The sequence below is a fragment of the Mucilaginibacter myungsuensis genome (assembly GCF_015222005.1).
In the GTDB taxonomy this organism is placed as follows: domain Bacteria; phylum Bacteroidota; class Bacteroidia; order Sphingobacteriales; family Sphingobacteriaceae; genus Mucilaginibacter; species Mucilaginibacter myungsuensis.
This window is the reverse complement of sequence record NZ_JADFFL010000001.1, coordinates 585,470-598,055: the sequence shown is the minus strand read 5'-3', so window position 1 is coordinate 598,055 and position 12,586 is coordinate 585,470. Positions and strand designations below refer to the sequence as shown.

The window sequence follows — 12,586 nt, the reverse complement described above, 5'->3', positions numbered from 1 at the left end:
GGGGGGATTCTATTTGGGGTAAATAATGATCAGCTTATATTAAGCTAAATTGGTTCGATGTTGTTTCGATTTGCTGGTCGAAAAAATTAGTAAGGAAACAAATGTAATTAAACCGTTCACAATTATCAGTTCGTTATCAAAAACGTATCCCCCGAGCCAGTCTTTACTGTGCATGCTGAGGAAATAGCAGATAGCCGGTGATATCAGACAAATAAAGGGGGTCAATTTATCGCGCACTTGTCTGCTACTCATGAACAGACCGAAAGAGTATAGACCAAGTAAAGGTCCGTAGGTGTAGGATGCTACTTTAAATATCGCCCCAACCACCGCATCATTATTAACGGCGTTGAATAATATGATAGTGACCAGCATCAGTACCGATAGACCGATATGCACGATATGGCGGGTGGTCACAGCTGCTTTGCTGTTGATGTCTTTCCGTTTACCAAAGTTCAGGAAGTCGACACAAAAAGAGGTGGTTAAAGCTGTTAATGCAGAGTCGGTTGTAGCGAAAGTTGCAGCGGTCAACCCGAGCATAAAAACTATAGCCGGCACTATGCCCAGGTATTGCAGGGCAATGGTGGGGTATAGGTAATCGGTCTTGGCTACAGTGATGCCATTCTTAGCCGCGTACATATAAAGCATAGCGCCAACACTTAAAAAGAAAATATTGATCACCACAAACACGGCGGTGAAGCTGAACATATTCTTTTGCGCCTCTTTGATGTTCTTTAAACTCAGGTTCTTTTGCATCAGATCCTGATCCAAACCAGTCATGCCAATGGTGATGAACACACCGCCAAGAAATTGTTTAGTAAGGTGCAATTTGCTGCTTAGGATATCATCAAAATAAAAGATCTTAGAGTAGCTGCTGTTCTTAATGTTCTCGGCTGCCTGGAAAATACTCATATCTAAACTCTGGCAAATGAAATAGATGGATAGGAACACCGAGGTCACCAAAAAGAATGTCTGCAAGCTGTCGGTAATAATGATGGTCTTTAAACCACCTTTGAAAGTGTAAGACCAGATCAACGCCAAACAGATCAGCACCGTGACCGCGAATGGCACGCCATAGCTGTCAAAGATAAATTTTTGTAGTACGATAACCACCAAGTACAAACGAAACGACGAGCCTATGGTACGGCTGATCAAGAAGATCCCTGCCGCTGTTTTATAGCTCCAGGTGCCTAACGCACTTTCTATATAACTATAGATGGAAGTTAATTTGAGGCGATAATATAAGGGCAGAAGCACCGTAGCTATAATGATAAAACCGGCTGCGTTACCCAATACAAATTGAAAATATCCGAATTGATCTATCCCTACTTTGCCGGGAACGGATATAAAGGTAACGCCACTTAAAGCTGTACCTATCATCCCAAAGGCCACCAGATACCATTTTGAATTACGGTTGGCGACGAAGAAAGTATCGTTATCCGACGACTTGCGCGACGTTAGATACGATATCGCGATCAATACTAAGAAGTAACCGATAATGAAAGAAAGTAGTATTCCAGGACTCATGAGTTTTGGTTTGATCCGGAATATCCGGAAGTGTATCAGGTGGCAATTTAGAAATTATTGATATGATTTTGTCAGAGCGCGATCTTTCTTTCGGACTTTCCGTCTTCCCGACTTTCTGACTATCTTCGCATCAATGAACTTTTCGTCGAAGTTATTAGAGAATGCGGTCTATGAGTTTTCGAGACTGCCGGGGGTAGGGCAAAAAACCGCCTTGCGGTTGGTGCTGCATTTATTAAAGCAGGATACCGGCGATGTGCAGCGTTTCAGCAGCGCGATGGTGAAACTCCGTACCGAGATACAGCATTGCGGCACTTGTCATAATATATCCGACAGCGCCGTATGCGAGATATGCGCATCGCACAAACGCGACCATGGCCTGATCTGCGTTGTTGAGGATACCCGCGACGTTATGGCGATAGAGAACACCAACCAATACAACGGCGTATATCATGTATTAGGTGGATTGATATCGCCGATGGACGGCGTTGGTCCGGCCGATCTGGCGATCGACTCGCTGGTAGAGCGTATCAAAACTGGTGAGGTTAACGAAGTGGTCTTTGCATTAAGCGCCACCATGGAGGGCGACACCACTATATTTTATCTGCACAAACGATTGAAAGATGCGGTAGTGATAATTAGCACTATTGCCCGCGGTATAGCCTTCGGCGGCGAATTAGAGTATGTTGACGAAATAACGTTAGGTCGCTCTATCGCAACCAGGGTCCCGTACGAAAATTCTTTGTCGCGATAGGGCTTGCAGAGGCGGATAGTTACGTGCATTTCTGTTATTATATTCGCCTTTTTTGATTGAAATAAAGGTCTTGGATACCAGACATTTGATCAACCTCAATTTTATTTTCAGTTAAGATCTTAAATGTCAGTTTATGGCATAGGCTTTGGTATTATTTGGTAACGGTTGTAACAACCGCGCATTTTTTAGCGTATTCTACCAAAAACTACCATATGAAATTATCTGTACTAATTGTGAACCAAAATGACTGCGCCCGTCTTAAACAGGCTTTGTTCGCAATTAACAGATCTTGCGAAGATATCGATCACGAGTTTTTTGTGATAGATAACGCGTCCGACGATAATTCGGTGAGCATGGTAGAGCAACATTTCCCTCAGGTCAAACTGATCGTCAATGATAAAGACCTCGGCGTTTCAAAGGCCGCAAATCAGGCACTTAATATCGCGAGAGGGGAATATACACTGATCTTAGATCCGGACACTATTACAAAAAAACATACGATCGCAAAAGCGATCGAGTTTATGGATCAGCATCCTACAGCGGGTGGCACCACCGTTAGACTGACCGACCCGATGGGTAACTTTTTAAAAGAATCTCAGCGCGGTCTAATGCCGGGCTGGGTAACCTTTTTTAAATTGACAGGTCTATCCAAAATGTTATCAAGATCTCGACTGTATGACCGCCACCACGAGTTTTGGATAGATGAATTTGAGAATACCGAAATCGATATCATCAACCCGTCTTTTATGTTGTTACGACGGAAGGTTTTGTTAGAGACGGGCTTTATGGACGAACGTTTTACCACTTACGGTCATAATGTAGATCTATCGTACCGTATCCGTTTGGCCGGCTTCAAAAATTACTATTTTGCTAAGATCTACGCGATCAGCTTTAAAGATCGCAGCTACAAATTTAGCTGGGACTTCATCAAAAATTATTATGGGGCGATGCTTATCTTCGCGGGCAAATATATTTTTAAACTGCCCCGCCTGCAATTCAAACTAAAAGAGGCTGGGCCGATACTGAAGCCTTCCTATGAAGTTGAAAGATAAAGTGGTCGTAATCACCGGCGCATCATCAGGCATCGGCAAGTCATTAGCTTACGAATTTGCTGCCCGCGGCGCTAACCTGGTATTAGGTGCCCGCCAATATGTTAGCCTTTGCCAAATATCAGAGGATATTATGGGCAGGTTCCCTGTAAAAGCGGTCGCCACTCAGTGCGATGTGAGTGTAGAAGAGGATTGCGCCTTACTGATCAAACAAGCAATTATTACTTTCGGCAAGATAGATGTCCTGATCAACAATGCGGGTATCTCGATGCGCGCTTTATTTAATGACTTAGATCTTAAAGTCATCAAAGAGTTAATGGACGTTAACTTTTGGGGGACGGTCTATTGCACCAAATATGCTTTACCGGAGATATTGAAAACCAAAGGGAGCATAGTAGGAGTATCCTCAATAGCCGGATATAAAGGCTTGCCCGGTCGCACAGGTTACTCTGCATCTAAATTCGCGATGAATGGATTCCTGGACTCGTTAAGAGTGGAGAACCTTAAAACAGGTGTGCATGTAATGACTGCCTGCCCCGGTTTCACCACATCTAACATCCGCAACACGGCTTTAAATAAAGAAGGTGTCTCACAAGGAGAAAGTAGCCTTAACGAGCAAAAAATGATGACATCTAACGAAGTAGCAAAACGTATTGCCGACGGGGTAGAGAACCGCGCCCGCACATTGGTGATGACGGGCGAGGGCAAATTGGCCGTTCTGATGAATAAATTATTGCCGGGTGTGTTGGATGGCTTGGTCTACAATAAATTCACTAAAGAGAAAGATCCTTTGTTGAAGTAGGCTTATTTTGATGTGGATGAAGTGATCAAACCAACTCATACCTATCTATTCCTGACAGATCTAATACGATCGTGCCGTCCTCGTCACGGTCGAAGGCTTGTTTAAACTTAGCATCCCAAACAATATCGTTATGATAATAAGCCGCTCGCGAATGTACGGTTTGCGAGAAGGTATCGTCAAAGGCTTTCAATAGGATACTGAAACTCGCGCCTGTTCTCTCTAGTTCAGCAAGCGTCATATCTCGTAGTGGACTGTTACCATCTAAGGGATGAACGACCGTCCAGCTTAGCGTAAGTAAGGTAACTTGTCGGCGTTCCAACTCTAAAGGGAAAAATCTACGTACAGGCTTCCCATCCACATCTTCGTTATAAGAGAATATAACTTCAATATTCAGGTCGATCAATACATTTTTGCGGAGATTAGCCAAGCGGAACATCAGGCCTTTGCCGTTGTCCCTATAAGGCGATACTAAGATATTTTTACTGTAACTGATCTTAGCCGAAGGCCGCGAGAAACGGCCATACAACAGACCGGTGGCTAAAGCAAAGGCCAATAAACCCAACATGGATTCCAGCGCGGCAATGGTGTTTGCCAAAGTACCTTTTGGACTGATGTGGCCATAACCGACCGTCGACATGGTTTGCGCTGAAAAAAAGAAGGCATTTAAAAAGTGGTCGGTGTCGGTGCTGCCGTCCGCGCCGTAAAGGCTATCGTGACCTACCAGTGTATAAACTCCGGCGAAGATCAGGTTTACGACCATGTAGCCCGATAATATCACTACCCAAAATTTACCCCAGCTCATTTGGATCAAGTTGTGGTAATAGTCGGCTGTGTTAAGTAGCGAGACACCTTTGCGCCTTACGTTTACCGTACCATCGCGGTTAAGCAGGGGCTGGTTACGGATAACGGGCTGAGATCCAAAACCAAGGTCATCTGTAGGGTCGATACTTTTACTGTGCTTAAACGCCATGCAGTAAAAATAATTGATAAGTTTGCTTTTAGTAAAAACTATTTACATATTTGCTGCACAACAAACAATGATAACATTAAACAACAATTGGTGGTGGCTTAACGAGAATTCGTAAGGCGATCCCATGTTTGTTAAATAGCTATATAAGGGTTGCCGATAGGTAACCCTTTTTTTGTTACCACCCCCCGGCCCCCTAAAGGGGGAGCAAAGTGCCGGGATATTAAATTAACGATAGATAATTCTCCCTTTAGGGGGATAGGGGGCTATGAAAGCGATATTAAACCATTTATTCGAACATAAAACATTCAGTCACGAGCAGTCTAAAGAGATACTGACCAATATTGCGCTGGGCAAATACAACAACTCGCAAATGGCGGCATTTATGACGGCCTATTGCATGCGCAGCATCACTGTTGACGAGTTAGAAGGTTTCCGTGATGCTATGCTGGAACTATGCGTTCCAGTAAAATTAGAGGCTGATGATATCATCGACCTTTGTGGCACAGGTGGCGATGGCAAGGATACCTTCAATATATCTACACTTGCCTCATTTGTAGTGGCCGGCGCAGGGTATAAAGTAGCTAAGCATGGTAACTATGGTGTTTCCTCGGGCTGTGGATCATCTAACGTGATGGAGTATCTGGGCTACCAGTTCACTAACGATATGGATACGCTACACCGTAATATGGATGAGTCAAACATTTGCTTCTTGCATGCACCACTGTTCCACCCGGCTATGAAGACCGTAGCGCCGATCCGTAAGGAGTTAGGCATTAAGACCTTCTTTAATATGCTTGGTCCGCTGGTTAACCCTGCACGACCGAATAATCAGTTAGCCGGTGTATATAATTTGGAATTAGCCCGTTTGTATGCATATCTATACCAAAAGTCGGATGTTAAATATACTATCTTGAACGCTTTAGAAGGCTATGATGAAGTATCAATGACCTGCGATTTTAAAACCTTCAGTACCGAGGGTGAAAAGATAAACACCATCGAAAGTTTAGGTTTCGAGAAACTTGATCCATCCGAAATAGTTGGTGGCCATAGCGTTGCTGATTCAGCAAAGATCTTCAGCGATGTATTGCATGGCAAAGGAACATCAGCCCAAAATAATGTGGTGCTTTGCAATGCTGCGATCGCTATTCGTACCATCAAACCTCAGGCTACCTTTGGCGATTGCTTTTACGAAGCCGAAACCGCTTTGATGAATAAGCAAGCCCTAAATAGCTTTAACAAACTGATCAACAAGAACTGATGAGGATCAAAGTTTGCGGATTGAAGTATACTGATAATATAGCAACGGTAGCCGGTTTACAGCCGGACTATGTGGGCTTTATCCGATATGAGCGATCACCGAGATTTGTTGACGAACTGCCTGAGGAGACCTTAATTCAGTTGCCGTCGACGATAAAAAAGACCGGTGTATTTGTAAATGAGGATCCGTCTGTGATGGAGGAGTTGATCGGCAAATACAATTTTGAAGCTATCCAATTGCATGGTAACGAAAGCCCGGAGTTTTGCGCTCAATTTAAAGGTAGGGTAGAAGTACTAAAAGCCTTTGGTGTTGACGAGGAGTTCGACTTTGAACAATTAGACAAGTACGCTGATCACGTTGACTACTTTTTGTTCGATACCAAAACGGCAGCACATGGAGGATCAGGACAAAGTTTTGATTGGAGCGTCTTAGATAACTACAAATTAGATGTGCCATTCTTTTTAAGTGGCGGACTAAGTTTAGACAACATCGCCGAAGTAAAAAACATCAAACACCCGGCCTTTTACGGTGTTGACCTGAACAGTAAGTTCGAGATAGAACCCGGACTAAAAGACATTGATAAATTAAAGCAAGCTTTCGCGTTGCTTAATAACATATAAAAATGAAATACGGAGTTAACGAACAGGGTTATTACGGCGATTTTGGCGGGGCTTACATCCCCGAGATGCTTTATCCCAACGTAGAAGAATTACGTCAGCAGTACCTGAACATTATTAATGATGCTGATTTTAAAGCCGAGTTCAATCAGTTACTAAAAGATTATGTTGGTCGCCCTTCGCCATTGTATCATGCTAAACGATACTCTGAAAAGTACGGCTGTAACATTTTCCTTAAACGTGAGGACCTGAACCATACCGGATCACACAAGATCAATAACGCGATCGGGCAGATCTTGTTGGCCGAGCGTTTAGGCAAAAAACGTATCATAGCCGAGACAGGTGCCGGTCAGCATGGTGTGGCTACCGCTACGGTATGTGCTTTAAAAGGAATTGAGTGTGTAGTTTACATGGGCGAGATCGATATTCAGCGCCAGGCCCCTAATGTTGCCCGTATGAAAATGCTCGGCGCAACTGTTGTTCCCGCAACGTCGGGTAGCAAAACGCTTAAAGATGCTACCAACGAGGCCATGCGCGATTGGATCGCCAATCCTGTCGACACGCATTATATCATCGGCTCGGTAGTTGGCCCGTATCCATATCCCGAGATGGTGGCGCAGTTCCAGTCTATCATTTCGCAAGAGACCAAAAAGCAATTGTTAGCGCATACCGGTAAAGAACTACCAGAATACGTAATGGCCTGCGTAGGTGGTGGCAGTAACGCCATGGGTATGTTCTATCATTTTTTAGATGACGAAGGCGTAAAACTCATCGCGGTTGAAGCAGCCGGTAAAGGCGTGGACAGCGGCCATTCGGCGGCTACTACGGCACTTGGTAAAGAAGGCGTACTACACGGCAGCCGTACCATTTTAATGCAGACCGAGGATGGCCAAGTAGTTGAGCCATACTCTATCAGTGCAGGTCTGGATTATCCGGGTATAGGTCCGCAGCACGCGCATTTGCACAAGATAAACCGGGCGAAGTATGTAAGCATTACCGACGAGGAATCTCTGCAGGCGGGTTTACTACTTTCGCAAACCGAAGGTATTATACCTGCCATCGAAAGCGCACACGCGTTAGCTTACCTGGAGAAAATGCAATTCCAAAAAGATGATAACGTAGTGATTTGCCTATCGGGCAGGGGCGACAAGGATCTGGATACTTATATTAAATATTTCGGCTACTAAGATAGTCCATAGACCATGGCCGATAGTCCATGGTAAAATTTAAGTTTACTTTTTGCTATGGTCTATCGACCATGGACCATCGACTGACTGAACATGAATCGTTTAAACCAACTATTTCAAACAAAAAAGGAGAACCTGCTGTCGATCTATTTCACGGCTGGATATCCTTCATTAAATACTACTGTAGACATTGCTGAGGCATTGGAAAAAGCAGGTGCAGATTTTCTGGAGGTCGGCTTTCCATATTCTGATCCCGTGGCTGATGGTCCGACCATTCAAGATAGCTCGCAGCAAGCCTTGGAGAACGGTATGACACTAAACGTTCTTTTTGAAGAGCTGAAAGAACTACGCAAGCTTGTAACTATTCCGATTATCCTAATGGGCTATTGCAACCCGATGGTGCAGTATGGTGTTGAGCGTTTCTGCAAAACCGCTGCCGAGGTTGGCGTGGATGGCGTGATCGTTCCCGATCTGCCGATGTACGAGTATGAGAATCTGTATAAAGACACCTTTGCCAAATACGGCCTGAGTAATATCTTTTTGGTGACGCCTCAAACGTCCGAAGAGCGTATACGCAAGATAGATGGTTTGAGTAACAGCTTTATCTATTTGTTGTCATCATCATCAATTACGGGGGGCAGTCTTAATGTATCCGACGCGGTAGAAGGTTATTATCAACGTGTAAAAACGATGGAATTGAACAATCCGCTGATCATAGGTTTCGGTATCAGTGATAATAAGACGTTCAGCAAAGCTTGCGAATATGCTAATGGCGCTATCGTCGGTAGTGCTTTTGTGAAATATTTAGGTTCACGAGCGGACTATCTGGAGGGGATAGGAGAGTTCATCCAGGGTATTAAAGGATAACGCTATCTGTATATATAACAAAGGCTTCGGTGATCACCGAAGCCTTTGTGCTTTTAAGTGGCTTGCTTATATCTCTTCGGCTTTTACCTCTTCGCTTTTAAATTCCGGCTCAGCTTTGTCAGGTCGCTCTACCGTAACAACCACTTCTACAACCAAAGCAGCTAAAGCGCCAACCGCAGCCAATACCGGTGCAAGTAGCACGCCAACTAAGCCATAGGTCAGCGGGAAGCTGATCAGTTCTTTGCCCGACTTGTCGCTGATGGTGATCTTGGTTGCATTGCCGTCGGCAATAATTTCTTTTATCTTTTTCAGTAACGATTCGCCACTGATGTTAAAGGACTCTTTAATAGGCATGATCTTAATTTTTAAGGTTTTGTATTTACATTATGATGCTTAGCCTTGCCGATTGTTACAACTCATCGTAAAAGAATATCTTACAAATAAAGATCTAACTCGCCTTTACCTTCACGAATGATCTCGAAATCGCCGCTGGTACAATCGACCACGGTAGATGCGATATTGCCGCCGTATCCGCCATCGATCACCAGATCTACCTGGTCCTGGTATTTCTCGTAGATCAGTTCGGGATCGGTAGAATATTCGATGATCTCGTCATCGTCTTTAATTGATGTAGAAAGGATCGGGTTACCCAACTCCTTTACAATGCAACGTGCGATGTTATTATCAGGCACACGAATACCGACCGTTTTTTTATTTGAACTTAACAGCTTGGGTACATTATTGCTTGCGTTAAAAATGAAGGTGAACGGCCCCGGTAAAGCCTTTTTCAATACCCGGTAAACAGTCGTATCGATCGGTTTGGTATAATCGGATATGTGGCTAAGATCGTAGCAGATGAAAGAGAAATTAGCTTTCTCCGGCTTTATATGTCTTATCTTACAAATAGCTTCGATAGCGCGGTGATTGGTAATATCGCAACCCAATCCGTAAACCGTATCTGTAGGGTAGATGATGATGCCGCCTTTGCGCAGTACATCCACTACCTGTTGTATGGTTTTCTCGTTAGGGTTTTCGGGGTAGATCTTGATCAGCATGTTCTTAAGGAATGCGAAAGGCGGAATGTCAAATGCGAAATGGTCGCAAAAAAATATCCCGGTTTCGATGTTCTAAATATAAGGTCAAAAAACGGAAATAGTTTTTCTCCTCAAATAAAACGCCCAAACCGGGATGTAGAATATATCATTTCGAAATTGGCATTTCGAAATTTGAATTTTATTTAAGCTTGTTTAGCAAATTGTACGTTGATGATCAACTTGATATCCTCGCCAACTACTACAGAACCTGCTTCGGTAACGCCGTCCCAAGTCAAGCCGAACTCTTTACGGTTAACTTTACCGGTGATCTCGAAACCTGCTTTTGTGTTACCATAAAAGTCGCCTGCTACACCACCGTGCTCAACGGCCAAGGTAACCGGTTTGGTAACGTCTTTAATGGTCAGGTCGCCTGCAAGGGCGTAAGTATCTTCACCTGTTTTAGTAAATGAAGTTGATACGAAACTGATCTTTGGGAACTGCTCAGCGTCGAAAAATTCTGCTGATTTCAAGTGACCATCACGTGCTTCCTGATTGGTATCGATGCTATCTACATCCAAGCTGAACTGGATCTTTGCGTCGCTGAAATCTTCGCTTTCGGTCTCAAAGCTACCTTCGAAGCTTTTAAAGAAACCGGTCACAGTGGAGATAACTAAGTGTTTTACTTTGAATTGTACTTCTGAGTGCATTGGGTCTAAAACCCATTTTGTTGCTGTTGCCATGATATTGATAATTGTTTTTGTTAAATGATGAAGCAAAGATATATTAAAATTAGATGTTTAAACATCTAATTTTCTAAGTTTACAATTGGCTTACGATCTTGTATCGCTTTCGGTACAAGTTACAACATATATTTTAGATAAAAGTTAAGCTTATTTTAAATTAGATAGAAGATATCCCAGAGGATAGTGGTCAGGGAGACCCGTTTGAAAAAGCGTGTAAAACAAAAACGGGGAGCAATTGCTCCCCGTTCTATATGTGTATAGCTAACTAAATTCTAATTAACTAACCTCTTAGCTCTAATTACAGTGCTAAAACTTCCTTAACGCGCTCAGCAGCTTCTTTTAACAAGATAGCCGAGAAAACTTTCAGGCCTGAGTTATCGATCAGTTCTTTAGCTTCGGCAGCGTTGGTGCCTTGCAAACGAACAATGATAGGTACAGGGATGTTGCCAATTTCATGGTAGGCATCAATAACACCCTGCGCGACACGGTCACAACGAACGATACCGCCGAAGATGTTGATCAGGATAGCTTTAACGTTAGGGTCAGACAGGATGATATTGAACCCAGCCTTAACAGTTTGCGCGTTAGCAGTACCACCCACATCCAAAAAGTTAGCAGGCTCGCCACCGGCGATCTTGATGATATCCATAGTAGCCATTGCTAAACCTGCACCGTTAACCATACAGCCCACGTTACCGTCAAGCTTCACATAGTTCAGGTTGGATCTGCCTGCTTCTACCTCAGTAGGGTCCTCTTCGGCTTCGTCGCGCATCGCCGCGTAATCCGGGTGACGGTATAATGCGTTATCGTCGATGTTAACTTTAGCGTCAACAGCTAAGATCTTGTTATCAGATGTTTTTAATACCGGGTTGATCTCGAACTGAGAAGAATCGGTAGCATCGTAAGCTTTGTATAGAGCGGTGATAAATTTCACCATCTCTTTAAAAGCATCGCCCGATACACCTAAGTTAAAGGCGATCTTACGTGCCTGGAAAGCTTGCAGACCAACTTTAGGGTCGATCTCTTCTTTAAAGATCAGGTGAGGTGTGCTGTGTGCAACTTCTTCAATGTCCATACCACCTTCGGTGCTGTACATAACGATGTTACGGCCAGTAGCACGATCAAGCAATACGCTCACATAAAATTCTTTTACTTCACTTTCGCCCGGATAGTAAACATCCTGAGCAACTAATACCTTACTAACCAATTTGCCTTCCGGACCGGTTTGCGGGGTAACCAACTGCATACCAATGATGTTGGTAGCGCGTTCTTTAACCTCGTCAAGGTTTTTGGCAAGCTTAACGCCACCACCTTTACCGCGACCACCAGCGTGGATCTGTGCTTTAATAACAACCCAATCACTGCCGTAATCGGCTTTCATTTTTTTAGCAGCCTCAACAGCTTCTTCGGGAGTATCGGCAACAATGCCTTCCTGAACCCTTACGCCAAAACTTTTAAGTATCTGTTTACCCTGGTATTCGTGAATGTTCATAATACGTTGTAGAATTTGCGGTAAATCTACAATTTTTTATGGTAGATAAAAGGGCGGAGGATAAGTTAACACAGGTAAAAATGACTAAGGTGTCGGGAATTGTTTGAACGAGAAAAATGTGCACTACAAAAGCTTCTTGCCCGCAGCGCGGACTACCTGTTTATAGCATAAATAGGCAAATGTAAAATGCCCCCGGAGCGAGGCTACCCTTCACCCGCGAAATAAAAAATAATTCACATTCTTTCCCATCGATAACAAGAAAGCCAAACAAAAAATGCCCCTAAACGGGGCA

At 43.7% G+C, this 12,586-nt stretch carries 13 protein-coding genes; 7 read left to right on the top strand and 6 right to left on the bottom strand.

Annotated elements, in window-relative coordinates:
• Window positions 1-39: 39 nt before the first annotated feature.
• The gene (locus tag IRJ16_RS02550; RefSeq protein ID WP_194109944.1) at window positions 40-1,524 is read right to left on the bottom strand and encodes a sodium:solute symporter; all 1,485 of its coding nucleotides are present in this window, start codon (window positions 1,522-1,524) and stop codon (window positions 40-42) included.
• 133 nt (window positions 1,525-1,657) lie between these two features.
• On the opposite strand from IRJ16_RS02550, the gene recR reads away from it, so the two are divergent.
• From recR to IRJ16_RS02535, 3 genes are all read left to right on the top strand, one after another.
• Entirely contained in the window at window positions 1,658-2,275 is a 618-nt protein-coding gene (recR, locus tag IRJ16_RS02545) for a recombination mediator RecR (protein WP_194109943.1), read from the top strand.
• Between the two features lie 212 nt (window positions 2,276-2,487).
• Window positions 2,488-3,327 (top strand): glycosyltransferase, encoded by an 840-nt coding sequence (locus IRJ16_RS02540; RefSeq protein ID WP_194109942.1) that lies wholly within the window; start codon window positions 2,488-2,490, stop codon window positions 3,325-3,327.
• Window positions 3,311-4,126 carry an SDR family oxidoreductase gene (locus IRJ16_RS02535; RefSeq protein WP_194109941.1) on the top strand — a complete coding sequence of 272 codons (816 nt, stop codon included), beginning with the start codon at window positions 3,311-3,313 and terminating at the stop codon, window positions 4,124-4,126. Before IRJ16_RS02540 ends, IRJ16_RS02535 begins: the two co-directional genes overlap by 17 nt.
• A 25-nt stretch (window positions 4,127-4,151) precedes the next feature.
• On the opposite strand, the gene IRJ16_RS02530 is transcribed toward IRJ16_RS02535, so the two are convergent.
• Window positions 4,152-5,096 carry an ion channel gene (locus IRJ16_RS02530; RefSeq protein ID WP_194109940.1) on the bottom strand — a complete coding sequence of 315 codons (945 nt, stop codon included), beginning with the start codon at window positions 5,094-5,096 and terminating at the stop codon, window positions 4,152-4,154.
• A 265-nt stretch (window positions 5,097-5,361) separates the two neighbouring features.
• On the opposite strand from IRJ16_RS02530, the gene trpD reads away from it, so the two are divergent.
• The 4 genes from trpD (at window position 5,362) to trpA (ending at window position 9,025) form a co-directional block, all read left to right on the top strand.
• Window positions 5,362-6,354, top strand: a complete 993-nt coding sequence (gene trpD, locus IRJ16_RS02525) for an anthranilate phosphoribosyltransferase (protein WP_194109939.1) — start codon at window positions 5,362-5,364, stop codon at window positions 6,352-6,354.
• Window positions 6,354-6,974 (top strand): phosphoribosylanthranilate isomerase, encoded by a 621-nt coding sequence (locus IRJ16_RS02520; protein WP_194109938.1) that lies wholly within the window; start codon window positions 6,354-6,356, stop codon window positions 6,972-6,974. Before trpD ends, IRJ16_RS02520 begins: the two co-directional genes overlap by 1 nt.
• Window positions 6,975-6,976: 2 nt before the next feature.
• The gene (gene trpB, locus IRJ16_RS02515; protein ID WP_194109937.1) at window positions 6,977-8,158 is read left to right on the top strand and encodes a tryptophan synthase subunit beta; all 1,182 of its coding nucleotides are present in this window, start codon (window positions 6,977-6,979) and stop codon (window positions 8,156-8,158) included.
• A gap of 93 nt (window positions 8,159-8,251) precedes the next feature.
• Window positions 8,252-9,025: a tryptophan synthase subunit alpha gene (gene trpA / locus IRJ16_RS02510; RefSeq protein ID WP_194109936.1), complete on the top strand. Its 774-nt coding sequence runs from the start codon at window positions 8,252-8,254 to the stop codon at window positions 9,023-9,025.
• A 66-nt stretch (window positions 9,026-9,091) separates the two neighbouring features.
• On the opposite strand, the gene IRJ16_RS02505 is transcribed toward trpA, so the two are convergent.
• The 4 genes from IRJ16_RS02505 to sucC all read right to left on the bottom strand — a co-directional run bounded on the left by IRJ16_RS02505 (window position 9,092) and on the right by sucC (window position 12,294).
• On the bottom strand, window positions 9,092-9,379 hold the full coding sequence (locus IRJ16_RS02505) for a DUF4342 domain-containing protein (protein WP_194109935.1): 288 nt from the start codon (window positions 9,377-9,379) through the stop codon (window positions 9,092-9,094).
• Between the two features lie 80 nt (window positions 9,380-9,459).
• Complete coding sequence (locus tag IRJ16_RS02500) at window positions 9,460-10,080, bottom strand: L-threonylcarbamoyladenylate synthase (RefSeq protein ID WP_194109934.1); 621 nt, start codon at window positions 10,078-10,080, stop codon at window positions 9,460-9,462.
• A 182-nt stretch (window positions 10,081-10,262) separates the two neighbouring features.
• Window positions 10,263-10,799 (bottom strand): YceI family protein, encoded by a 537-nt coding sequence (locus IRJ16_RS02495; protein WP_194109933.1) that lies wholly within the window; start codon window positions 10,797-10,799, stop codon window positions 10,263-10,265.
• Window positions 10,800-11,100: 301 nt separating this feature from the next.
• Window positions 11,101-12,294: an ADP-forming succinate--CoA ligase subunit beta gene (gene sucC, locus IRJ16_RS02490; RefSeq protein ID WP_194109932.1), complete on the bottom strand. Its 1,194-nt coding sequence runs from the start codon at window positions 12,292-12,294 to the stop codon at window positions 11,101-11,103.
• Between the last annotated feature and the right edge of the window lie 292 nt (window positions 12,295-12,586).